The organism is Paenibacillus sp. S-38, assembly GCF_049942825.1.
In the GTDB taxonomy this organism is placed as follows: domain Bacteria; phylum Bacillota; class Bacilli; order Paenibacillales; family NBRC-103111; genus Paenibacillus_G.
The window spans coordinates 1,889,921-1,914,777 of the sequence record NZ_CP187970.1 but is presented as its reverse complement, the minus strand read 5'-3'; the positions used below and the strand labels follow the sequence as shown (position 1 = coordinate 1,914,777).

Genomic DNA, 24,857 nt, shown 5'->3' with positions numbered 1-24,857 from the left:
TTGAACGGTGATGGAAATGACCCATTCTCCCCAAAAAACGAGCCTTTTCCCGTCCGGAAATGCCCTTTGTCCACGAGATCCGACTAATTCCTACAAAGCCGGTAGGGCGATAGTCCTCTATCCCCTCCGAACCCCGGATGGTTAGATGGAATCTTCTCTCTGCAGCCGCCGGCGCCGCAGGATGCTTCTCGCCGCCCAGAAGCCCGCGGCCAGCACGCAGGGCAGCCACCACAGCTTGATCCCATAGCCGTACAGATAACCCGCGGCCGTACCCGCATGATCCCCCGCATATCTTCCGGCCAGGAAGAACAACAGGGTCCACAGCAGCCCCGTGGTGTAAGACAGGGCGGCATACCGGCTGAACGGCATCCGGTTCATGCCGAGCAGGTACGGCATCACATGACGGACGACCGGCACAAAATAGCTGATTACCAGCGCCAGGCTGCCATAACGTTCGACCAGTCTCTCTGAGAAAACGATATGCTTTTGCAGCTTGGGCTTGCGCTTCAGCTTATCCAATGCCCATCCTCCGGCATAGCGTCCGAGCACATAGCCCAGGGAGAGGCCCGAGACCACGCCCAGGTACGTTAAGAGGAAGGCGGGGACGGGCTCCAGCAGTCCTCCCGCTGCCACGGCACCACCCGTCATGACGATCGCCTCGTCCGGGATCGGCGCTCCCACAATCCCAAGCCACAGGGAGAAAAATAACGCGGCGTAACCGTACTGCTCAATCCACGCCACCAACGTGTCGACGGTCATGCTTAACCACACTCCTTATCCGGATCACCCTGCCGCTCAGCGGCTCTCTCTCTACAAGGCATTTCTCTATAAGACGTATCGTACGGCAAAAACCCTCAGGATTTCCACATATTTCTTGAGAAATAGGCGGTACCTGAGGGTACAGCAAAAAGGCTGTCCCGCAGCCTGCCGCTCAGCAGTCTCCGGGAACAGCCCCGCCCGCAAGGGTTAGGATGCCGACGAATCGATCAAGGCGCGGATCGCGGCGAGGTCCGGCATGGCCGGAATGGCCCCCTTCACCGTCGTAGCCAAAGCGCCTACCGCATTGGCGAAGGTGACGACCTGACGAATGTCCTCCTCTTGGAGTGCGGACAAACGCCGGTCTTTCTCCAGCAGTCCGTACAGCACGCCGCCTAGGAAGGCATCCCCTGCACCTGTCGTATCTACGGTGCTCACGGCATATCCGGGCACCTGCCCGGTCACTCCGCTGAACCGGTAGAAGCTTCCCTTCTCCGCCAGCGTCACTAGGATCAGCGGGATGCCGAACCGCTCGGCAAGCTGCAGGGAACCGGCCGCAAGATCGGTCAGACCGGTCAGGAACTCGAGCTCCTCCTCCGAGATCTTCACGACGTCCGCGCAGCCCAGCCCGTACTCCATCATGGCCTTGGCATGCGAGGCATCGCTCCACAACGGCATCCGCAGGTTGGGATCGAAAGAGATCAGGGCGCCGGCGGCCTTCGCTTCGGCTACCGCGTATCTTGTCGCTTCCGCCGAAGGCTCGTGCGTCATCGAGATCGAGCCGAAGTGGAAGATCCGCGACTGCGCAAGAAGCTCGGCGCTCACCTCCGCCGCTTCCAGCAGCCGGTCCGCGCCCGGCTTGCGGAAGAAGCTGAAGGAGCGGTCGCCGTCCTCGCTGAGATGGACGAAGGCCATCGTGGTGTTCGCCTCCTCTGTGAAGACAAGCCCCGAGGTATCGATCGCGCAATTCTGCAGAGTATCTCTCAGATACGTGCCGAAGCCGTCCGCGCCCACTTTGCCGATGAACGCCGTCCGCTTCCCAAGCTTCGAGAGCGCAGCCAGCACGTTGGCGGGCGCCCCGCCGGGATTGCTTTCATAGAGCGGATACCCCTTATCCGATATGCCTGCCGGCGTCATGTCGATCAGAACTTCTCCCAGTGCGGTTACATCCCAATTCATATTCATTTCTCCCCTGTCCTGATATGTATTGGATCCTGCCCGGTTCAGCAGGATTCCCTCCGGATGAGCTCCGCTTTCAGCCGATACTCCCGCGGCTCCTTGTCCGGCTGCCCGATCCGCTCCAGCAGCACCTCCGCGGCCCGGCTGCCCAGCTCGAAGGCCGGCTGGCGGATGACCGTCAGCGGCGGCGTCGTCACCCGGGTCCAGTCGTAGTCGTCGAACCCGATCACCGCGAGCTCTTTGGGCACGCGGCAGCCCCGCTCCTGAATGTACTTCATGGCTCCCATCGTCTGTACATTGTTTGCAATGAAGAGGGCGGTAACCCCGCCCCCGTCCAGCAGCTCCCTCGCGCAGGCATAGCCGCTCTCGAAGCTCGATACCGCCGACTTCACGAGAAGCGGGTCCGGTGCAATGCCATGGTCTTCAAGTGCCTGCCGATACCCGTCATAGCGCTCGCTGCTGGTCGTGATGCCCTCTTCGCCTGCGATAAAACCAATGCTGCGGTGCCCCTGGGCGATCAGGAGGCTCACCGCTTCGTAGGCTCCGCCGTAGCTGTCGCCGAGCACGCAGTCACCGGGCACGCCCTGAGGCCTCCGGTCGATGAACACGACTGGCAGTCCGTCCTCCCCCGGCTCCAGCGGGAAGACGGTTCCCCCCGCCGCGGGGGCGATGATCAGGCCGTCGATCCACTTCGATTGGAGCAGCCTGATCTGCTCCCGCTCCTCCTCCGGCGTTCCGCTCATGTTGCTGCTCAGCAGCAGCTGGTAGCCGTGCTCCCGCAGCACCTGCTGGATGCCCTGGGCCACCGTGAGGAAAAAGAAGTTCGACGTATCCGAGGGCAGGATCGGCACGATCAGCCCGACGGTCATCGACTTCTGGCTCCGCAGGCTCCGGGCGAGGGAATTCGGCCGGTACTCCAGCTCTTCCATGGCGCGGTTCACCTTCGCCTTGGCTTCCTCGGATACGAAACGCGTCCCGTTGATGACATGGGACACCGTCGCCGTCGACACCCCCGCCCGCTCGGCCACCTGTTTGATTCCTGCTCGCATGACTGGCTTCACCTCCTGAACGCTCGGGTATATCCTTTTGCGCTCCGTTGATACGCTCGGGTATATCCTTTTGTGCTCCGTTGATACGCTCGGGTATATCCTTTTGTGCTCCGTTGTGCTTCGCACAAAGGTCGCTTTCAAAAGGATATATCCTCGCTCGGCATTTAAAACCTTTGGCGTGGCTGCTCGATATATCCTTTTGTGCTCCGTTGTGCTTCGCACAAAGGTCGCTTTCAAAAGGATATATCCTCGCTCGGCATTTATAACCTTTAGCGTGGCTGCTCGGGTATATCCTTTTGCGCTCCGTTGTGCTTCGCACAAAGGTCGCTTTCAAAAGGATAGTTCCTCGCTCGGCATGTTTAACCTTCCGGCGGGGCGCTCGGGTATATCCTTTTGTGCTCCGTTGTGCTTCGCACAAAGGTCGCTTTCAAAAGGATATATTCTCCCTCCGCATGTTAAACCTTCCGGCGGTGCGCTCGGGTATTATCCTTTTGCGCTCCGTTGTGCTTTGCACAAAGGTCGCTTTCAAAAGGATCGTTCCTCGCTGACAGCAGCAAACCTTCCACAAAATCGAACGAGTTCCAGTTTCAATGATACGTAGTTAAACGTTTACGCAATCGTTTATATGAAGTATAGCTTAGGCACTCTGCACTGTCAACTCAACCGGCGGTCAGAAGATTGACGATGGTCGTCTTGCCGGCGCAGGAGGGTCCTACGAGAGCGGTCGTCTCTCCGCAGCCAGCTCGGCATCGTGCTGCAGGACGCCTACGCGTTCTGCGATCATGCGCCGCCTAAAGGATCTTACGCTAAACAAAAAAACGGCCGAAGGAGCTCTATGCTCCCCGGCCGGGAATCCTGGAAACGGACTCGCCGTCTCCTCGTTATATGGATTATCTATATGAGCCGCAGTGTCGGGATTACTCCTGACCTCTCACCATCTTGTTCAGGTCGACAATGAGCTCTTCGAGCTGGCGGAAGCTCGCAACCGTGCGTTCCACCATCTGTTTCTGGTTCTCGACGCTTGCCGAGATCTCCTCGAAGGCGGCCGTGGACTCTTCGGTTACGGCTGCAATGGAGCTTACTTCCTGGACGATATGGTCGGAGGACGTCTTGATCTTGAGCGTCTTCGCTTCCACCTCGGAAGCCTGGGCTACCACTTGCTGTGTAAAGTTTGCGATCTGTGAGAAGATCGTCTCGGACTGCTTCGCCGACTCCTTGCTCGTTCCGAGCGCCTGCTTGCCCCGGCCGACCTGTTCGGTCAGGGAAGTGAACGATCCCTGGATGCTGCCGAGAATCCCGGCGATCTCTTCCGCCGACTTCTGGGAGCTCTCTGCAAGCTTCTTCACTTCGTTGGCAACAACGGCGAAGCCGCGGCCCTGCTCGCCCGCCCGTGCCGCTTCGATTGAAGCATTCAGGGACAGCAGGTTCGTCTGGTTCGCGATCTCCGTGATCGAGGAGAGAATCGTGCCGATCGCCGCATTCTGGGCATTGAGCTTCTCCATGGAGTCCACAATGGTGTCCATGATCCGCTCGACTTCCTGGATGCGTACCGCCATTTCATGCACCTGCTCCGTGCCGCCGGACGTTACCGACGCCGTCTGCCGGGAAATTTCTTTCATCTCATTCGCACTGTCCGCCACTACAGCAATATCCGCATGAGAGCCGCTAAGCTGCTCGGAGATATCGGAGACGGAGGCCGCCTGCGTCTCCACGCCCTTCATGATCTCGCTGAAGCCGATCGATACTTCGCGGGTAATTTGCCCGGTGGTCGTGCTGTTCTCCTGAAGCTCTTTACTGAACTCTCCGAGAATCCCCACCGCCTGCTTTACTTTGTCAAACATGGTGCGCACCTGGAGGCCCGCCTGCTCCGCTTCCTTCATCTGCACGAGCATGCTGCTAAGCAAGCGCTGGCTGAGCAGGGCCATAATCACGAGAGGCACCAGTGCGATGATCAGCAGAATGTTATGCAGCACGAGGTTGCCGCCTACCGGAAGTTTCCCGGCTGCCGCACTGAACACATTCATCTCCACGAGAGCCAGTACTGAGAAAGAAAGGACGTAACGGTAAGATGGGTACAAGCACAGTAAGATCGCCAGAATCATCGTATTGATCGTTGAAAAATCAATGTTGAGCAGAATCAAATGAAGCAGAAGGAAGCAGCCCACCACGACGAAAGGCACCTTTGTAAGACCTGCCCGCTTCTTGATGAAATAGAACAAGATACCGCTGGACACGCCCAGCAGCAGGGTCAAAGGCAGGAATCCCCACCCCTGGGTAAGCAGAACCGTAACCGCATTGAATGCAAAAAGACCGGCCAACAGCCATGCCATGATCTTATTTCTTGCAAGGTACACACCTTCGATCTCATTCAGAACACGGGGAGCCGTTGATGGTTCCGGGATCTGATGTCTTGTCACGCTCATAAGTATTCTCCTCTTTTCTATTATGCAATGGGTTTCGTTATATTCAGCCATCACTGAATTTCATCGTCACCGGCACGCATAAACTTTAGAGGGAATTGAATAAAAGAAAATCCACCGGCGCTAATTGCAGCGGCGGATTCTCTCTTATGGGAGAAGCAAGCACATCTTGTGCGCAGCCGCATCATCTGGCAGAGCTTGCCTTACTGATCTGCTGCCCTTTTAACTGCCCAGCGATGCAGTTCATTTTTGTCAGCGACCTTTATGCAAAGCATAACGGAGCGCAAAAATGAAGCTGCGAGCCTTGCCTTTCCATCTGCCCAGCGACGCAGTTCATTTTTGTCAGCGACCTTTATGCGAAGCATAACGGAGCGCTAAAATGAAGCTGCGAGCCTTGCCTTTTCATCCTGCCCAGCGACGTAGTTCATTTTTGTCAGCGACCTTTATGCGAAGCATAACGGAGCGCTAAAATGAATCTGCGAGCCTTGCCTTTCCATCTGCCCAGCGACGCAGTTCATTTTTGTCAGCGACCTTTATGCGAAGCATAACGGAGCGCTAAAATGAATCTGCGAGCCCTCTACGAGCCTTTAAGAAACATAGCGACAAGCCTGCCGCCCAAATAAACACCCGCTACCCCGAGCACACCGGCCAAAGTAACCGGGGCGGGCAGCGGCAGGCGGATGAAGGTGAATAACACTCCGACAACGATCCCCGCCAGCAGGGACAACACAGCTTCCATCAACCTCAAGCACCCTCTTTCACCAGGCATTCAAGCGTGCCGCCCGGATGTATGTAATCTACGGGATATTCTTCCACCGAAGAAGGTCGATTATGAGGAAGCTTTCCACGCCGGTCAATATATTCCACCTTTTCACTCCGCTTTTTCCACTTTCAAATGTAAGCCTTTTCGTTATAATACAGATATGCAAGCGCTCCCAATTACATAGCGCAACATAAATCCAAGCTGTCAGGAGGAATATCATTTGCCTATCACCACCTTTACTTCATCCGCTCTGCTCCGCAAAAGCTCTGCCGCCGTACTGTCCCTGCTCATCGGGGGCGGTCTGCTCGCTCCGGTACCTTCAGCCGATGCCTCCAGCATCAGCAGTGATTACAAGACCTATGTCATGGCTCCGCTGACCAAGATTACCGATTGGAACGCCTTCCGCAATCAGCTCGTCACACTCAAGAACAATAATGTATACGCTGTCACGACGGATGTTTGGTGGGGTGACGTAGAGAAAGCCGGAGACAATATGTTCGACTGGTCCTATTACAAAACGTATGCCGATACGGTACGTGCAGCCGGACTCAAATGGGTTCCGATCATCTCTACTCATCAGTGCGGCGGCAACGTAGGGGACGACTGCAGCATTAAGCTGCCCGACTGGATTTGGAGCAAAGGCACGCAGGACCAGCTGACTATCCGCAGCGAAACCGGTTTCTACAACAAGGAAACCCTCTCTCCTTGGTGGAGCGGAACCGCAGCCCAATATGACGAGCTTTACGCTTCCTTCGCATCCAACTTCGGCGGCTACAAGGACATCATCGCCAAGATCTACCTGTCCGGCGGACCGGCGGGCGAGCTCCGCTTCCCGTCTTACAGCACGGCCGACGGGTGGTCTTACCCGAGCCGCGGCAAGCTGCAGGCGTACACGGATGCCGCCAAAGCCGACTTCCGCACCGCAATGCAGACCAAGTACGGCACGGTCGGCGCATTGAACACCGCTTGGGGCACCTCTCTCGCTTCGTTCGCCGACGTGAATCCGCCGAGCGACGGCGATAATTTCTTCACGAACGGCTATAAGTCGAACTACGGCAAAGACTTCCTTGCCTGGTACCAAGGCGTACTCGAGAAGCACGTAAAAGCGATCGGCGCCAAGGCCCACAGCCGCTTCGACTCCGTCTTCGGCGTGCCGGTCGGCGCGAAGATCTCCGGTGTGCACTGGCAGATGAACAACCCGACGATGCCGCACTCCGCGGAATACGGTGCAGGCTACTATAATTACAGCACGCTGCTCGACGCGTTCAAGACCGCCAAGCTGGACCTGACGTTCACGTGCCTTGAGATGACGGACGCCCAGGCCAATACCGCTCCTTACTACTCGGCTCCGAAGTCGCTTGTGATCCAGGTTGCCAATCTCGCGAACCAGAAGGGCATTCGACTCAACGGCGAGAACGCGCTGGCCATCGGGGATGCCGCACAGTACCAGAACGTGGCGGAGATGCTGTTCAACTACAATTTCTCGGGCTTCACCCTGCTTCGCATGTCCAGTCTCGTGAATGCGGACGGCAGCGCTACGTCCCTGCTGAATTCCTTCCGCGATGCTATTGCCATGACGCCGGCTGCTGTGACGTTTGTCGTCAAAGGCGCACCGGCCGCATCCGGTGATACGGTCTACGTGACCGGCTCCCGCTGGGAGATGGGCAACTGGACGACCGGCGTCTACCCGATCAAGCTGACGTACAACAGCACGACGGCTGACTGGAGAGGCACGGCTTACATCGGTTCCGGGCGCAGCTATGAGTTCAAGGCCATCGTCAAGAATTCCGCCGGCACCGTCACTTGGGAACCGGGCTCGAACAACGTGCTGACCGGCCCAACGGCAGCAAGCACCTATACAATCAATTGGTAAGACCTTAAGAGAGGATCCCGGCAGAAGTGGCTGCCTTGTTCCCCTCCCATTCATCCATGAAGCGGCAGAGCCCCAATCGGCTCTGCCGTTTTTTGTCACAGCGTAAAATAAAAACGGTCTAAGACACAAGGAGATGAATGCGGTACCATGGAACAAAAGCGCCCATGCTCCGGTTTTTTGGACGAATTCGGCGTTTTACACCGGCCGGCCAACGGGATTATGATCTGGATGTAATTTGCAACTCATATTCACGCTGAATTTCCGTAGAGGAAAACGGGGGAACCAATTCTGACGAAGCATTTCGTCACGGGGTGAATCGGCAGCACCATCACATGGCGCTGCTGTAGGGCGACTCTAAGCGCCCGAATCCGTCAGCTAACCTCGTAAGCGTACGTAGAGAAGGTGAGACTGCCGTGCCGGCTGCAGCCGCAGGGAGACCCCCCTGTGGTTTTTTGCTGTGCCCACATTTGCTGTCAACTGAAACTGTAGGAGGACGAATATCAAACGCAACGGACTGGGGTAATATAAAACTAATTTCCCGCGTGAGCAATTTTTATCATGGGTGGTGACCGGTATGCTTCTTTCCATTAAAAGATTTCTGATCGGACGTCCTTTAAAGTCCAATGAATTAGGGGAGCAAAAGCTGAACAAGCTGAAGGCCCTCGCCATTCTTTCCTCCGATGCCCTTTCGTCCGTAGCTTATGGGCCGGAGCAGATCCTGATCGTGCTGATGACCCTGGGGGCTGTGGCCTTCTGGTACTCCCTTCCGATTGCGGTTGGGGTGCTCATCCTGCTGACCGCGCTTATCCTGTCTTACAGGCAGATTATTTTTGCCTATCCCCACGGCGGAGGAGCTTATGTGGTATCGAAGGAAAACCTCGGTACCTACCCCGGCCTGATCGCCGGAGGCTCTCTGCTGGTCGATTATATCCTGACCGTAGCCGTCAGCGTATCCGCAGGGACGGATGCCATCACGTCCGCCTTCCCAAGCCTGCACACGCATACCGTTCTGATCGCGACCGTGTTCGTCATCTTCATCACGATCCTTAACCTTCGGGGTGTAACGGAATCCGCTTCGATCCTGGCTTATCCGGTCTATTTATTCGTACTCGCCTTATTCATCCTCATCGGAGTAGGCCTGCTGCATATATCCGCGGGAGAGGTCCCGGCAGGATTGCATGCCCCGCTGGGCACGCCCGTTGCGGGAATCAGCCTGTTTTTGCTGCTTCGGGCCTTTGCGTCGGGCAGCTCCGCCTTAACCGGGGTGGAAGCCATCTCGAACGCCATCCCGAACTTTCAGGATCCGGCGCCGAAGAATGCCGCCAAGACCTTGACCGCCATGGGGCTGCTGCTGGCCCTGCTGTTCTCCGGTATCGTCTACCTGGCTTACTACTACGGCGTAATGCCCCGGCCTGATGTAACGGTGGTCTCTGAAATCGCCGAAGTGACCTTCGGACGGAATTTCATGTACTACTTTATCCAGGGAACGACGGCTCTGATCCTTATTCTGGCCGCCAATACCGGCTACTCTGCGTTTCCGCTGCTAGCTGTGAATCTGGCCAAGGATAAGTTCATTCCGCGGATGTTCACCATCCGGGGAGACCGGCTCGGGTATTCCAACGGCATTATCATTCTGGGGGTTCTGTCCATTCTTCTGATCGTTGTCTTCAAAGGACAAACCGAACATCTCATCCCGCTCTATGCGGTCGGTGTATTCATTCCCTTCACGCTGTCCCAGACGGGAATGATGATGAAGTGGATCCGGGAAAAACCGGAAGGCTGGGCGGTCAAACTGCTGATTAACTCGGCTGGAGCCCTGATCAGCCTGCTCGTCACGATCATGTTCTTTTTGACGAAGTTCACGCAGATATGGCCGGTTCTGATCTTCCTTCCTCTGATCGTTTATTTGTTCTATCGGATTCGCAGGCACTACGAGGCTGTGGGAGACCAGCTGCGGCTTTCTACCTGTGAGCCTGCACTGACGGTTGAGGGCAATGTTATGATTCTGCCCGTAGCCGGCATGACTCATGTCGTGGAGAATTCGCTTAATTACGTAAAGTCGCTTCATCCGCACCAGATCATCGCTGTTCACGTTCCCTTTGAGAGAGAAGAAGAGGCGGAGTTCGAGGAAAAGTGGAAGAAATGGCAGCCGGACGTCAGACTGGTCAGCCTGCACTCCCCCTACAGGAGCATTATCCACCCGCTGACCAAATTCATTGATACCGTGCAGCGCAAAGCAGCCGAATCCAATTATCAGGTGACCGTTGTCATTCCGCAGTTCATTCCGAAGAAAGGCTGGCACAACATCCTGCACAACCAGTCTTCTCTACTGATCCGAGCCCATCTGCTGTACCGCCGCAACGTCATTGTAACCACCGTACCTTATCATCTTCAAAAATAACCAAGATCACCACTCTGCAAATAGGCCGGGACCCGGAATCCCGGCCTTCTCCTGTCGAACAGCCAAGGCACCGGTGCTGATTCCGCTCCCTCCTTGTGAATCCCTCCGGAATCCTGTACCCTGGGAGGATAGTAAGGAGTACGCGACCATGTCTGACTCAACCAAGCTGCCTAACCAAACAAACCATACAACAGAATCTGCCCCAGCCGGCGGACCCGACCGGTCCCCGACCTCACGCGCGGCTTCGAGAGCCGCGATGTACCGCATGGTTGCGGCGATGGCGATCTTCGGCTCGGTCGGCTTCGCCGCAGGCCGGACCGGGCTGCAGTCCTTCGAGCTCGTCTTCGTGCGCTGCATCTGTGCGGTGCCGATCCTCGGGGCCGGCTGGCTGCTCTCCGGCCAATTCCGCCGCGAGTCCTGGGCGCTCCGGGAGATGCTGCTCGTTCTCATGAGCGGCGTATGCCTCGTCGGCAACTGGGTCTTCCTGTTCCGCGCCTTCGAAACGGTGCCGGTCACCGTCACCATCTCGGTCTATTACCTGGCCCCGGTCTTCGTGCTGCTGCTCGGCAGCCTGCTCTTCCGGGAGCCCCTCAGGATGTCCTCCGCCGTATCGGTCATCGTCTGTACCGCGGGTACGGCGCTGGTCTCCGGCATCGGCTCGGGCCCGCAGCAGGGGCTGCTCTCCGCCGGCCTCCTCTGGGCCCTGCTGGCCGCACTGCTGTACGCGCTGGTCACGCTGCTCGGCAAAGGCATCCGCAGGATGAGCCCCTATGCCGTCGCCATGCTCCAGACGTCGGTCGGTGTTCTGCTGCTGCCCCCGTTCGTGCACTTCTCAGCCTTCCATGGACTCGGGACCGGCCAGTGGCTGTGGATTGCCTTGCTCGGAACGGTGCATACCGGCCTCGTCTACTACCTGTTCTTCGGCAGCCTGCGGCACCTGCCCGCCCGGACGATCTCCATTTTTGCCTTCCTCGATCCGGGCATCGCCATGCTGCTCGACATCCTGATTACCGGCTTTCGCCCCAGCCTCCTGCAGGTTCTGGGCATCTTGTTGATTTTTGGCGGGATGACGGCTCCCTTGTGGAAAGGGAATGAACGGGAAGGACGGCAGTCCGCCGGTACACAATAGCGGAATATCCCCGGACCCTGAATCTTAGTTTCGTAAGGCTCTCCCCCAAGGCTGTTCTTTGAAGCAGTCCATTTGAAAAACGAAGGAGCGGATGCAGGTTGGAAACGATGGTGCCCTTCCTGATGATGATCGTAATTGTCGGTTTGGTCCTCTGGCGAAGAATCCGGGCATCGGCCCGCCCCGTGAAAGGGAAAGGCCTCAAGCTCCTGCTCCCCCTGCCGATTCTCTTGTTCGGAATTCCGGGCCTGATGAATCCGCAGCTTCACCTTACCCTCAAGGAAGTGGTGCTCTCCATCCTTCTGGGCCTGCTCATGTCCGTCCCGATGATCTGGACCACGAACTATGAACGCCGGGAGGACGGCCGGATCTACCCGGTCAAGAGCAAAGCCTTCATTATCGTTATTCTCGTTCTGATCGGCCTGCGCCTTGGACTTCGGAGCTACTTGTCGGCGCTCGACCCCATCGAGCTCGGTATGCTGTTCTATCTCATAGCAGTCGCTTATGTGGTGCCTTGGCGTGTCGTCAGCTTCCTCAAGTTCCGCCGGGTCCATCGGATAGAAGATCGTCTGTCGGATCACGGCTTGTCTCAATAACCTAACGCGCATGCCAAAAAGCGGCCGGTCAGGAATTTCCCCTGACCGGCCGCTGCCGTGATACCGGTTGTCCAACCCTTACTTCGTTAAAATCTTGACTTCCTTCGGAGCCAGCGTGACGGAAACCGATCCGTTAGTGACCGCAGCGGTATCCGTGCCGAGCTGGTTGCGGAGCGTCGTACCGCTCGTCAGGTTATCCAGGCTGCCTACGGTACGTGTCTGGCTGCTCCAGGAGTTGTTGATGAACACAATCGCCTCGTCGCCGTTCTTGCTGCGCTGGAACGCATAGACCGTGTTGTCCGCCCACTTTTCTTTCTGCGTGCCGTTCTGCAGGGCCGGATGGGCGTTGCGTACGCCATTCAGCTTCGCGATATACTTGTAGAGATCGTGGTTCGCATTCGGTACGACATCCTCGCGGTTCGCCGGGTCGTCCCCGCCGTTGTAGCCAAGCTCAGTGCCCTGGTATACGATCGGAATGCCGCGGGAGGTGAACAGGAAGCCGAGTGCCGCCTTGAGCTGCGGCCATTTGTCGGACGTGTTGCTCGGGTTGCCGGACGCCACGTTCAGAAAGCGTTTCACATCATGGTTATCAAGGAACAGTCCGTTCAGCTTGGCATCGCGGTACTTGGAATCGCTGGTGTACCGGTCGCGGATCAGCGTCGGGGAACCGTCCTTGGCGAAGACGTCATTGATGGTGTAGCACATCGGGAAGTCGAGTACGGCATCGAGATAGTTGCTGTAGTCGCCGACATAGGCCGGATCGCCATGGAATATTTCGCCGATGGTGAAGGTATTCGCCGCCGTATCGAAGGACTTCAGGTAGGACTTCGGCACGTGCTTCGCCGTATCGACGCGCAGGCCGTCCACACCGGATTGGGCGATCAGCCACTTGATCCAGTTGTTGAGCTCTGCAGTAACGGCCGCATTCTCGTGATTGAAGTCGTCGAGGCCGGCCACATCGCCGTTTTCGATTTTCGCCTGGTTGTTCTGATTGTAGTCGGTCGAGGTAATCTCGCCGTTATGATGATACCAGTCGTACTTGTCAAACGGAGCCTTGGCATACCCATTGTTCGGCTGAAAATCGCCCGTATGGTTCACCACCACGTCGAGCATGACCGCAATACCCTTGGCGTGCGCCGCCTTCACGAGCTCCTGGAACTTCTCCAGCGTGCCCAGATGGCCGTCCACAGCATAGAAATCATACGTATGATAGCCATGGTAGGCATTCACGCTCTTCTGCATGGTTACTGGCGTAATCCAGATGGCGTTGAAGCCCATGTTCTTGATGTAGTCGAGGTTGTTGAGAATGCCCTGAAAATCGCCGCCGTGCCACTTGCCCGGATCGCTCTTGTTCGCCGCGAAGCCGCCGTAGTTGTCGTTGGAGGTGTCGCCGTTCACGAAACGGTCCGTCATGATGAAGTAGATGCTGCGCGTGCTCCAGTCGACTGGGGTGACTACTCCCCCGCCGCCGTCGTCACCGCCGCCTGTAGGAGCGCCCGGCGTGATCGTGCCTGCCGCTCCGTTCGCACCCGGGGTATAGGTGAACGTGCCTACACCGAAGAAATAATTTTTCTGCGCGTTGCTGTCCCACGTGTTATTCCCGTCGTTAAAAGCCGTTTCGAGCTGGGTCGCCGAGCCGATGTCGACCGTCGCCTTCGCGTAACCGCTGACTTCGGAATCCGCCATTCTCACGCCGGGGACCGTCGTCCAGGTGCCGCCTGCCGGACGGTAATGGATGTAAGGTGTCGTGAAGCCTTTTTTGTAATATACGGTGACCGAGTTGCCCGTACCGCCCCCTGTAGGAGCGCCATCTTTGATCGTACCCGCAGCTCCGCTGGCTCCCGGCGTGTACGTGAACGTGCCCACACCGAAGAAGTAGTTCTTCTGCGCGTTGCTGTCCCACGTGTTATTGCCGTCGTTGAACGCCGCTTCCAGCTGGGTCGCCGAGCCGATGTCGACCGTCGCCTTCGCATACCCGCTGATTTCGGAGTCCGCCATCTTCTGGCCGGGAGCGGTCGTCCAGGTGCCGCCTGCCGGGCGGTAGTGAAGGTAGGGGGTAGCGAAGCCTTTCTTGTAGTAGATCGTGACCAGGTTATGCGTGTCGACCGGCTGGGCCAGAGAAACCACATAATTCTTGAAGTTGGCCATCTCGCCGGTCACGGAGCCGTCCGCATTGACGACATTGGCCAGACGAAGCAGCGTAAAGCCGTTGTAAGCGAATCTCGTGAGCTTCTCCTGGATTTTCCCGAAGGCGCTTGTACCGGAGGCCGGAAGCGCATTCTCGCCGTTCAGACGCACGCCCTTGGCGTTCGCGATCGATGAAACCGTATCCACCAGCGTGGACGGCTGCGAATAGTTCGGCGCCGCCGCGTTATCGAACATCTCGAGGCACGTGAACGTCAGGTCGAGATTCGTGTCCTTGAATTTCTGGATCAAGGAGTTGTAGTCATAGTAGCCTGCGGCCTGCTCGGCGCTGTGCGGCATCGTCGGATTGCTCATCTGCCAGTGCACGCCGGATACCTTCGCACCGATCGGCACGCCGAAGACGGAGTCGAACTTCTGGTGCGCCGCCGTCCCGATGACACCCAGATGGTTCTCAAGCACGCTTTGGTACCATCTCAGGAAGTCTTTGCCGTAGGTGGAGTTATAGCCGCTGCTCGTGTAGAAGCCGTCGCCGTCCGTAGGAGGACTGATCTGGCTTACGCTCGTCAGATTCGTACCCCACGCGCTGTTGATGCCGCTGAGGGAACCATATTTCGCCGTCATAGCGGTGCGGAAAGCGTTCTTTGCGGTTTCGGTGTACACCTGGAACTTGCCGCGGGACGGGTAGCTCCAGCCTGCCGCCGGATAGTAGGAAGGATAGCGCAGCTCGCCGGATGGGCCGCCGCTCAGGTAGATCTTCGGAATGATGTCCTTATAGCTGGCAAAAGTCGAAGCAAATGAAGCATAGAGCTCGCTGTACTGCGTGCCGATGCCGCTCCAGAACGGAGACACGGCTTCGTTGTTCACATAACCGGTCTCGCTCTTGAACTGCATCTCGTCCGCGGTTCCCTTGTTCCACAGCCATGCCGGGAGCGGAATGTTGCAGTCGTCGCCGACATTGCCGCCGCACTTATGCGTGGAGAGGATCGGCACCCACTTCAGTCCCGCCTCACGGACAGCGCTTGCATAACTCTGGTAGTAGCTCCAGTCGAACTGGTTGTCGCCGGCGCTCTCTACGAGGCCCCACCAAACGTCAGTTGTAATCGCATACACACCATTGCTTTTTAACGTACGGAGCTGGTTCTTAAATGCATTCCAATCCGTCACCTGTGCCAGCGGGCCCATCACGGAAGCTTGGAAGCCATTTGCGACAGCCGCCTCCGTCCGGCTCGGCCCAAGGCCGATCACCGTGGTCAGCAGCATCACCAGGCTCAAGAGCAGCATGGGCGCTTTTTTCATAAGGAATCTGGCTGAACTCATGAAACAATATCCCTCCTCGATCGAATCGTTGTAAACGTTCTCTTTTATCGCCGGATCATGGCAGGTCTGTACCATTCCAATGTCTCCTTATTGAAGCGGGCTTTGCCCTCCTTTCACAGTTAAGGGGAATAGAAACCGGTTTCCATACACGCCTAAAGTTCCGTCAGGAATACTGCTCGGGTTGATCTTATGTAGAATGGGGACGAACTGCAGGGGTACGGGTCGACAGGGGCATCACTCGACGATAGTTGCAAACGTTTACAGATCTAGTATAAATCAAGCTTCCGAATAGGCATAACCGACAAAATTGCACTAGAAAGTGGAAAATATTGATGTGCTCTTCGTCTTTTCCCCGTATGTTTATGTGGTAATCGTTTGACATATTCGGGTTTGGCTGAGTGGGCTGAGAGGCCGGGGAAGCGGGTAGATCCCTGGGGTACGGATGATTGGGCAGCGAGTGTGGTTGTGCAGGAGGGCTGCTAAGGGGTGCGGGGTGCGGATACAGATGCGGATGCAGGATGCGGGTGCGGGGGCCACAGATTCCTGGGGCTCCTCCGGGACGGGCAGCGGACCTCGAGGGCTGCGGCCCCGGGGGGCGCCGCATCGAGCGATTATCCGATGCGAAACATCACATCAGCCGCTCAATGCGCGAGCCGGGGGCAGTATGTGATGCGAACCATCACATACTCGTGGGCTGCGGCCCCGGGGGCCCACATTAAGCGATTATCCGATGTGAAACATCAGATAATCCGCTCCATATGCGAGCCGGGGATAGTATGTGATGTGAATCATCACATACTCGTGGGCTGCAGCCCCAGGGCGACGCGTTAAGCGATTATCCGATGCGAAACATCAGATAATCCGCTCCCTATGCGAGCCGGGGGCAGTATGTGATGTAAACCATCACATACTCGTGGGCTGTGGCCCCGGGGCGCGGCATCGAGCGATTATACGATGCGAAACATCACATCAGCCGCTCAATACGCGAGCCGGGGGCAGTATGTGATGTGAACCATCACATACTCGTGAGCTGCGGCCCCGGGGGCCCACATTAAGCGATTATCCGATGTGAAACATCAGATAATCCGCTCCCTATGCGAGCCGGGAGCAGTATGTGATGTGAACCATCACATACTCGTGGGCTGCAGCCCCGGGGCGCGGCATCGAGCGATTATCCGTTGGGAAACATCGCATCAGCCGCTCAATGCGCGAGCCGGGGGCAGTATGTGATGTGAACCATCGCATACTCGTGGGGCTGCAGCCCCGGGGCGCGGCATCGAGCGATTATCCGATGTGCAACATCACATCAGCCGCTCCATATGCGAGCCGGGGATAGTATGTGATGTGAATCATCACATACTCGAGAACTGCGGCCCAGGGCGCCGCGTCAAGATTATCCGCTGCGAAACATCACATCCTCGGCCGGCAGTTGCGATGTGCCGAGAACCATCACTATGACCCGCTCCTCCCCAGCCGCCGTTCCCACGTTTCAAACAAGGTGTCGACCCTGAGTACAATCTCTTGGTCCCCCACCGTCTGCAATGCCCCCTGCGTATAGACAAGCCGGCCGTTCACCACGACGTCGGTGACCGCACTCGGCTGCATCGCGTATACGATGTTCGCGAGCAGCTCGCCGCGGGGCATCAGGGAGAGATCGTCCGCGTTCAGTACGGCGAAATCCGCGCAGTTTCCCGCGGCAAGCGTGCCTACCGGAAGGCGCAGCACTTCTCCTCCGGCCGCCGTGCCCATCCGGTAGACGTCACCCGCGGTCAGACAGGTGCCGTCCAGGTTCGCGACCTTCTGAAGCAGGGCGCACATGCGCATCTCCTCGTAGACGGAGGTACGGTTGTTGCTGCAGGCGCCGTCCGTACCGAGCGCCACACGGGTTCCATGCCGGAGAAGCCCCGGGATACGGGTGACCCCATCGGCCAGGAACATATTCGAGGAAGGACAATAAGCCAGAGCCCCGCCCCGCTGTCCGACCAGTTCGACCTCGGTGTCGTCCAGCCAGACGAGATGCACGGCGATCATCCGCCGGTCGAGCACAGCGAGCGAATCGAGATAATGCACCGGACGGAGTCCGTAGTCCCGCAGCGTCTCCTCCACCTCGAACATTTCCTCGGCCACGTGAATGTGAAAAGGCGTATCCAGCTCCTGCGCCAGCCGGTGACCCGCCTGGATCATGGCCGGCGACGCGGCGTGGGGCGAATGCGGCGCCGGATGAACGGCCACCATGGAGGAGCCCTGGTACTGGACCGCGAGCCGGCGGGTGCGGTCCACCGCTTCGTCCACCGTCTCGCGGTAACCGGCGGGGGCCCCGCTCCAATCGTACATCGTGCGCGCGAACACGAGCCGGATGCCGACATCTCCGGCCGCCCGGATCACCGCTTCATCGAGAGACGTGCCTCCGTTGTGCACATAAAAGAAATCGCATACCGTGGTTACCCCGTACCTCAGCATTTCCCCGAAGGCCAGCAGCGCGCCCGTATAAACCGCCTCCTCATCGAGCAGCGGGGAATACCGGTACAAGGCTTCATCCCGCCACTGCAGGAACGGTTTGTCGACGGCGATGCCGCGCAGCAGGCTTTGAAAGGAATGGTTGTGCGCGTTGACGGTTCCGGGCACGATCACCCCCTTCTCCCAGCGGACATGCTCGATCCCCGGATAGCGCTGCAGCAGAGCCTCTAGTGGCCCCGTCTCCAGGATGCGTCCGTCCTCCTCCAGCAGTGCGCTTCCTTCACGGAATTCGTCGTCGAGATATACCGCTTGGGCAGAATACAGCTTGGGCACACGCCTCTCCTCCTTTTCTGCCGGTACATTGCACCTTCCCGCCAAACGAGCTCAGACTGCCCGCTTCCCCGACAGATCCCACATTCCTCCAGCCACTCCTGGCAATGTCTTTCAACGTAGCCACCCACGGCTGGCACTCAGGCTCACCCACCATCCAAAACTCTCCTAAAAACCGACCAGCCACAACCACAATTTGTCCAATGCTGCGCTTCCGTTCGTTACTCTAAGCCAACCCATTCCTCTCCCGGCAGGTACAGCTCTGCTGCCCCATAACCGCCACCAAACACCTGTTATCGCCGCTTGGGGGGATCCGAATTAGGGGCACGGCACGCACGCATGAATTCCTGCCGGCACAAAATTCCCGTCATTTCGCTGCGGACTTTGCTATGTAGGTTCCCCTCTAACCGTCTGGCTGCCGATTGTCCGCTCTCCCACTCACTCCGCAAGCCCTCCGCCTTGCTCAATCAAAGCTGCCGGTCCAGCTCCAGCAGCGCGTGGAGCAGCACATTGCCCGCCTTCTCGATATCACCCAGCCGGCTCTCCTCCTCCGGACAGTGGCTCCGGCCGCCGATGCTCGGCACGAAAATCATGCCGGCCCGGGTGATCGCCCTCATATGGGCCGCATCGTGGCCCGCCATGCTGCCGAGCGGCAGAGAGACAAGCCCCAGCCGCTCCGCCTGCCGTCTGCACACCTCGGCCACGAGTCCATCCATAGGGACGGGAGCCTGATCGAGCAGCGTAACGGACTGCAGCATTACGCCACGGGCACGCCCAATCTCGCCGGCACGCTCCCTCCAGGCTTGGAGGACAGCGCTGATCGCCTCCGCCGCCGCCCCCCTTACCTCCAGATGCAGCTGCACCTGCCCGGGAATGATGTTGGCGGCATTCGGATGGTTAGAGATGCGGCCTATCGTGCCCACGGTCTCCAGTGCCGGCGCGTCCCGGCAGACGGACTCGAACGCCAGCATGAGCTCGGCTGCGGCCATCAGGGCATCCCTCCGGTCGCGCATCAAGGTTGTTCCCGCATGATTGGCTTCCCCCGTGACGGTTACCTCTTCTCGGTAGATACCGGTGATCGCGGTCACGATGCCCACCGGGATGCCCATCTCCTCCAGCCGCCGGCCCTGCTCGATATGTACCTCCAGATACGCAGCCAAGTCCCCGGGAGCCAGCCGGGCCTCTTCGAAGCGGAGCGGGTCTCCGCCGGCTTCCCGCAGCGCATCCGTCAGCAGGACGCCCCCGGGGTCCCGGACGCCCTCCAGCACGCTGCGCTTCAGCTTGCCCGCTGCAGCCCGCGAGCCGAACGTCGAGAGGCCGAACCCGTTCGGCTCCTCGGCGCTGAACGATACAATCTCCAGCCCGCGGCGGAGGGTGACGCCCTCCTCCGCAAGCACACGGGCCGCCTCCAAGGCCAGGATGACGCCGAGCGCCCCGTCATACTTCCCCCCGGAGGGGACCGTATCGATGTGGGAGCCGCAGGCGATCGGCGGCAGCTTCTGTTTGTCCCCGCGGCGCAGGCCCCAGATGTTGGCCGCCTCGTCCGTACGCACGGCCAGCCCCGCGGACCGCATGGCCGCCTTCAGCCACTCGCGGCCCTCCCGGTCCGCCGCCGAGAACGCCGTCCGCTCCAGACCGCCGGATGGGCTTCGCCCAATAGCCCCTAGCGACTCCAGCGCCATGCGGATCCTCTCCGGTTTCACGCGCAGCTCCTTCATGCCCCTGTCCTCCTTCCGTTCCGCACGACGCAGACGCCCCGCTTGATCACCGCATCCACCAGGTTCACCCCGAAGTGATACTGCAGGTATGACACATTCGGCGCATCAAAAAGCACGAGGTCCGCCTGCTTACCGGCTTCAATGCTGCCGATCCGGTCTGCGCGGCCGACGGCATGCGCCGCATTGATCGTACAGGCGGCGAGCACTTCCTCGGGCGTCATGCCCATACCCAGGCAGGCCAGGTTCATGATGAGCTGCAGCGACTCGGTCGGGGAAGAGCCCGGATTGCGGTCGGTGGCCAGAGCCACCGGTACGCCGGCCGAGATCATCCGCCGGGCATCCGCCGGAGGCTTGCGCAGGAAGAACGCCGTGCCGGGCAGCAGCACGGCGATCACGCCCCGCTGCGCCATGGCGTCGATCCCTGCGCCGGAGGCCTGCAGCAGGTGGTCCGCCGTGACGGCGCCGACAGCGGCCGCAAGCTCGGCCCCGCCGTACGGCACGATCTCGTCGGCGTGGAGCTTCGGCTTCAGGCCACGCGCCAGGCCGGCTTCGAGGATGCGCCGCGACTGCTCGGGCGTGAACACGCCCTCCTCGCAGAACACGTCGCAGAACTCGGCCAGCCCCGCTTCAGCGACGGCGGGGATCATCTCCTCGATGACGAGCCGGACATAAGCCTCGGGGTCCCCCTTGTACTCCGGCGGCACGGCGTGCGCCCCCATGAATGTGGACACGAGCTCCACGGGATGCTCGGCATTCAGCCGGCATGCCGTGCGCAGCTGCTTCAGCTCGTCACCGAGGCGCAGGCCGTAGCCGCTTTTGGCCTCGACGGTCGTCACGCCGTGCAGCAGGAAGCGGTCCAGCCGCCGCCGCGTCTCCTCCACCAGCAGGTCCTCCGCCGCCGCCCGGGTCTGCTCCGCCGTATAAAGGATGCCCCCGCCTGCCTTCAGAATGTCCATATAACCCGCGCCCTTCAGGCGGAGCGGCAGCTCGAACTCCCGGCTTCCCGCGAACACGACATGCGTATGCGGGTCGATCAGCCCCGGGGTGACCAGCTTCCCCTCCGCCTCCAGCACCGCCACTTCCGCATCCTGGGGCGCCGCGGCAAGAACCCCCTGCGCCTCCTCATCCGGCCCCGCGAAGAGGATGCGGTCGTCCCGTGTAATCACGCTCCCCCCCTCGATAATCCCAAGCTCCGACATCTCCGCGCCCCGCTTCGGCCGGAGGCTTGCCCCGGCGGCGGTCACCACCTGCGCGGCGCGCCGGACATATACCATGCGGGTCGGCATGGCAGCCACTCTCCCTTATGTCATTCGTTCGTTACTCACCCATCGGCATTCGGATGCCGTGTGTCTTCGCCGTCTCCACGGCCAAATCGTACCCCGCATCCGCATGGCGTACGACACCCATACCCGGGTCCGTCGTCAGCACGCGCTCCAGCCGCTCCGCCGCCTCCGGCGTCCCGTCGGCGACCACGACCATTCCGGCGTGGATCGAATACCCCATCCCTACGCCGCCCCCGTGATGCAGCGACACCCAGCTCGCTCCGGCCGCCGTGTTCAGCAGCGCATTCAGGATCGGCCAGTCGGCTACCGCGTCGCTGCCGTCGCGCATCGCCTCCGTCTCCCGGTTGGGCGAAGCGACGGAGCCCGCATCGAGATGATCGCGGCCGATGACAATCGGGGCGGAGAGCTCACCCGCGGCAACCATGTCGTTGATCTTTCGGCCAAATAACGCCCGCTCGCCATAGCCGAGCCAGCAGATTCGCGACGGAAGGCCCTGGAAGGCGATCTTCTGCCGGGCCATCCCGATCCAGCGGTGCAGCCCCTCATCGTCCGGAAACAGCTCCAGCACGGCATCGTCGGTACGCCGGATGTCCTCCGGATCGCCGGAGAGAGCCGCCCAGCGGAACGGCCCCCGGCCCCGGCAGAATTGCGGCCGGATGTAAGCCGGCACGAACCCGGGGATCGCGAAGGCCTCCGCGACGCCCTCGTCGCAGGCGGCCTGCCGGATGTTGTTACCGTAATCGAAGGCCACCGCTCCGCGGTGCTGCATCTCCAGCATCGCCTCCACATGGACGGCCATGCTGGCTTTGGCCCTCCGCACGAGCTCCTGCGGCTGCTCCGCGCGAAGTCTCGCCGCCTCCGCCAGGGAGTAGCCGGCCGGCAGGTAGCCGTTCAGCGGATCGTGGGCGGATGTCTGGTCCGTGACGATGTCCGGCACGAAGCCCAGCGCGAGCATCTGCGGCAGCACCTCCGCCGCGTTGCCGACAAGGCCGACCGACAGGGCCCTCCCCTCGTCTTTGGCCTCCTGCGCCAGCCGCAGCGCCTCCTCCAGCGTCTCGGTAAGCACATCACAGTAGCGGGTCGCGATCCGCTTCTCGATCCTCGAGCGGTCGGCTTCGACGCCGATCAGCACGCCGCCGTTCATCGTCACCGCAAGCGGCTGGGCGCCCCCCATGCCGCCGAGTCCCGAGGTAACGGTAATCGTCCCCTTCAGCGTACCGCCGAAATGCTGCCTCGCACACTCCGCGAACGTCTCATACGTGCCCTGCACAATGCCCTGGGAGCCGATGTAAATCCAGCTTCCAGCGGTCATCTGGCCGTACATCATCAGTCCCTTCCGGTCCAGCTCGTGGAAATGCTCCCAGCTCGCCCAAGCCGGGACGAGATTGGAGTTCGCCAGAAGCACACGCGGCGCGTCCCGGTGGGTCCGGAATACCGCCGCTGGCTTCCCGGACTGGATGAGCAGCGTCTCGTTCTCCTCCAGCGACTGCAGGCTCCTCACGATCGCCTCAAAACACGCCCAGTTCCTCGCCGCGCGGCCGATTCCCCCGTAGACGACCAGTGATTCAGGATGCTCCGCCACCTCAGGGTCCAGGTTGTTCATCAGCATCCGGAGGGCCGCTTCCTGTACCCAGCCCTTCGTGCTGAGCAGCGTCCCCCGCGGGGCGCGGACCGTCCGTGCTTTTGACTCTTCCCCCATCCTGCTCCTCCTCCCCGGTTATCCCCTCTATCCGGCCCGCCGCAGCCGTGCCTCCAGAATGTTCCACGCCACCGCTCTCCATTCCGGCCCTCTCATCCGTTTCCGCTTCCACCTCTCTGCCGTCTTCTGCAGACCTCTCCAACGGTCCATCCGTTTCCGCCTCCCCGCCGGCCGCCTCCGATCCGACTGCCTTTGAACCGTCCGCCTCCCCCGGCCAGCCGAGCTCCGCCGCAGCATCCACGGTCCGCAGCCACTCCGCAATTCGGCGGAAGTCACCGGAGAGCACCCGGTCTTCGCCCATGAAGTGCACCCGTTCCCGGCAGCGGTCATAGAGCCAGCGGGTGCCCGGCGCGAGCCCCGACGGCCCCCGGTAATCCGCCGCCTGGGCGGCGCAGAGCAGCTCGATCGCGAGCACCTCGAAACCGTGGCTGACGATGCGGGCCGCCTTCCGCGCCGCAATTGTGCCCATGCTGACATGATCCTCCTGGTTGCCCGAGGAGGGAATCGAATCCACGCTCGCCGGATGGGCGAGCGACTTGTTCTCCGATACGAGCGAGGCTGCCGTGTACTGGGCGATCATGAAGCCTGACTGCAGGCCCCCGCGGTGCGTGAGGAAGGGCGGCAGCCCCTCGTTCAGCTGGGGGTTCACCAGCCGCTCGATGCGCCGCTCGGCGATGCTCGCAAGCTCCGCGGCGCACAACGCGAGGTGATCCATGGCGAGCGCCACGGGCTGGCCATGGAAATTCCCGCCGGAGATCACCCGCTCTTCCGCTGCAAAGATCAGCGGATTGTCCGTAGCCGAGTTGATCTCCGTCTCGAGCACGCCGGCGATGTAGTCGAGCCCATCGCGGCTTGCCCCGTGCACCTGAGGTGCGCAGCGCAGCGAATAGGCGTCCTGCACGCGCAGCTCCCCGGGCCCTGTCAGCAGCTGGGAGCCTTCGGTCATCCGGCGGATGTTCTCCGCCGAGCGCCGCTGGCCCCGGTGGGGACGCAGCCCGTGCGTCAGCCCGTCGAACGCGTCGCGGACGGCACGCAGTCCTTCGCAGGTAAGCGCGGCCGTGCAGTCGGCCAGGTCCGCCAGCCTCCGGGCATCCTGACAGGCGAGCGCGCCAATGGCCGTCATCACCTGCGTGCCGTTGATGAGCGCGAGGCCCTCCTTCGCCTCGAGCATTACGGGCTGCAGGCCCGCCCGGGCGAGCGCCTCTCTTCCTGCCAGCCGCTCGCCTTGGAAGAAGGCCTCGCCCTCCCCCACAAGCACGAGGGCGAGATGAGCCAGGGGCGCCAAGTCTCCGCTGGCACCCAGAGAGCCCTGCTCCGGCATCACCGGGGTGACCCTCCGGTTGAGCAGGCCGGCCAAGAGCTCCACGACGCACGGGCGGATGCCCGACCAGCCGAGGGCGAGGGCGCGGATGCGCAGCAGCATTACCGCGCGCACGGTGTCTTCCGGCAGGGGGCTGCCGACCCCGCAGGCATGGCTGCGGATCAGATTCAGCTGCAGCCGCAGCACGTCGTCATCCGCGATGACCGTATCGCTGAACTTGCCGAAGCCGGTCGTGAGGCCGTAGACGACCTGCCTTTCCTCCAGCAGCTTCCGCACATAGTCCCGGGAAGCCTGCATGCGGGAGAGGCTGCCCGCTTCGATCGCCACCGGGGCTCCGCCGCGGGCGGTCCGCTCCACTTGCGCGAGGGTCAGTCTTTGGTCTCCGATCCTTACCGGAGCTCCGATGCTCTCTTTCACTGCCGCT

General features: G+C 60.2%; 15 protein-coding genes and 1 riboswitch. Of the genes, 4 read left to right on the top strand and 11 right to left on the bottom strand.

The features are described from left to right. Nucleotides 1-141: 141 nt before the first annotated feature. From ACP26L_RS09105 to ACP26L_RS09085, 5 genes are all read right to left on the bottom strand, one after another. Nucleotides 142-759: a DedA family protein gene (locus ACP26L_RS09105; protein ID WP_426452195.1), complete on the bottom strand. Its 618-nt coding sequence runs from the start codon at nucleotides 757-759 to the stop codon at nucleotides 142-144. 207 nt (nucleotides 760-966) lie between these two features. Continuing rightward, on the bottom strand, nucleotides 967-1,935 hold the full coding sequence (locus tag ACP26L_RS09100) for a carbohydrate kinase family protein (RefSeq protein WP_426452194.1): 969 nt from the start codon (nucleotides 1,933-1,935) through the stop codon (nucleotides 967-969). Nucleotides 1,936-1,979: 44 nt separating this feature from the next. Further along, nucleotides 1,980-2,984, bottom strand: coding sequence for a LacI family DNA-binding transcriptional regulator (locus ACP26L_RS09095; RefSeq protein ID WP_426452193.1), 1,005 nt, complete (start codon nucleotides 2,982-2,984; stop codon nucleotides 1,980-1,982). Nucleotides 2,985-3,901: 917 nt separating this feature from the next. Beyond that, complete coding sequence (locus tag ACP26L_RS09090) at nucleotides 3,902-5,314, bottom strand: methyl-accepting chemotaxis protein (protein WP_426452192.1); 1,413 nt, start codon at nucleotides 5,312-5,314, stop codon at nucleotides 3,902-3,904. 667 nt (nucleotides 5,315-5,981) lie between these two features. Then, the gene (locus ACP26L_RS09085; protein WP_426452191.1) at nucleotides 5,982-6,143 is read right to left on the bottom strand and encodes a XapX domain-containing protein; all 162 of its coding nucleotides are present in this window, start codon (nucleotides 6,141-6,143) and stop codon (nucleotides 5,982-5,984) included. A 244-nt stretch (nucleotides 6,144-6,387) separates the two neighbouring features. On the opposite strand from ACP26L_RS09085, the gene ACP26L_RS09080 reads away from it, so the two are divergent. The 4 genes from ACP26L_RS09080 (at nucleotide 6,388) to ACP26L_RS09065 (ending at nucleotide 12,163) form a co-directional block, all read left to right on the top strand. Next, nucleotides 6,388-8,040, top strand: a complete 1,653-nt coding sequence (locus ACP26L_RS09080; RefSeq protein WP_426452190.1) for a family 14 glycosylhydrolase — start codon at nucleotides 6,388-6,390, stop codon at nucleotides 8,038-8,040. A gap of 241 nt (nucleotides 8,041-8,281) precedes the next feature. Beyond that, nucleotides 8,282-8,446: riboswitch (cyclic di-AMP (ydaO/yuaA leader) on the top strand. A 168-nt stretch (nucleotides 8,447-8,614) separates the two neighbouring features. Then, complete coding sequence (locus tag ACP26L_RS09075; protein ID WP_426452189.1) at nucleotides 8,615-10,441, top strand: APC family permease; 1,827 nt, start codon at nucleotides 8,615-8,617, stop codon at nucleotides 10,439-10,441. A 256-nt stretch (nucleotides 10,442-10,697) separates the two neighbouring features. Then, nucleotides 10,698-11,570, top strand: a complete 873-nt coding sequence (locus ACP26L_RS09070) for a DMT family transporter (RefSeq protein WP_426454872.1) — start codon at nucleotides 10,698-10,700, stop codon at nucleotides 11,568-11,570. A gap of 107 nt (nucleotides 11,571-11,677) precedes the next feature. Continuing rightward, nucleotides 11,678-12,163 carry a cytochrome c biogenesis protein CcdC gene (locus ACP26L_RS09065; RefSeq protein WP_426454870.1) on the top strand — a complete coding sequence of 162 codons (486 nt, stop codon included), beginning with the start codon at nucleotides 11,678-11,680 and terminating at the stop codon, nucleotides 12,161-12,163. A gap of 78 nt (nucleotides 12,164-12,241) precedes the next feature. Here the strand turns inward: ACP26L_RS09065 and ACP26L_RS09060 are convergent, their stop codons facing one another. The 6 genes from ACP26L_RS09060 to hutH all read right to left on the bottom strand — a co-directional run bounded on the left by ACP26L_RS09060 (nucleotide 12,242) and on the right by hutH (nucleotide 24,850). Next, nucleotides 12,242-15,625 carry a family 14 glycosylhydrolase gene (locus tag ACP26L_RS09060; RefSeq protein ID WP_426452188.1) on the bottom strand — a complete coding sequence of 1,128 codons (3,384 nt, stop codon included), beginning with the start codon at nucleotides 15,623-15,625 and terminating at the stop codon, nucleotides 12,242-12,244. Nucleotides 15,626-17,077: 1,452 nt separating this feature from the next. Continuing rightward, nucleotides 17,078-18,415, bottom strand: a complete 1,338-nt coding sequence (locus ACP26L_RS09055; RefSeq protein ID WP_426452187.1) for an amidohydrolase family protein — start codon at nucleotides 18,413-18,415, stop codon at nucleotides 17,078-17,080. A 464-nt stretch (nucleotides 18,416-18,879) separates the two neighbouring features. Further along, nucleotides 18,880-20,130 carry a Zn-dependent hydrolase gene (locus tag ACP26L_RS09050; protein ID WP_426452186.1) on the bottom strand — a complete coding sequence of 417 codons (1,251 nt, stop codon included), beginning with the start codon at nucleotides 20,128-20,130 and terminating at the stop codon, nucleotides 18,880-18,882. Beyond that, complete coding sequence (gene hutI, locus ACP26L_RS09045; RefSeq protein WP_426452185.1) at nucleotides 20,127-21,416, bottom strand: imidazolonepropionase; 1,290 nt, start codon at nucleotides 21,414-21,416, stop codon at nucleotides 20,127-20,129. The genes ACP26L_RS09050 and hutI overlap by 4 nt, the downstream gene beginning before the upstream one ends. Nucleotides 21,417-21,447: 31 nt before the next feature. After that, nucleotides 21,448-23,112, bottom strand: a complete 1,665-nt coding sequence (gene hutU, locus ACP26L_RS09040) for a urocanate hydratase (RefSeq protein ID WP_426452184.1) — start codon at nucleotides 23,110-23,112, stop codon at nucleotides 21,448-21,450. Next, nucleotides 22,997-24,850, bottom strand: a complete 1,854-nt coding sequence (gene hutH, locus ACP26L_RS09035; RefSeq protein ID WP_426452183.1) for a histidine ammonia-lyase — start codon at nucleotides 24,848-24,850, stop codon at nucleotides 22,997-22,999. The genes hutU and hutH overlap by 116 nt, the downstream gene beginning before the upstream one ends. Between the last annotated feature and the right edge of the window lie 7 nt (nucleotides 24,851-24,857).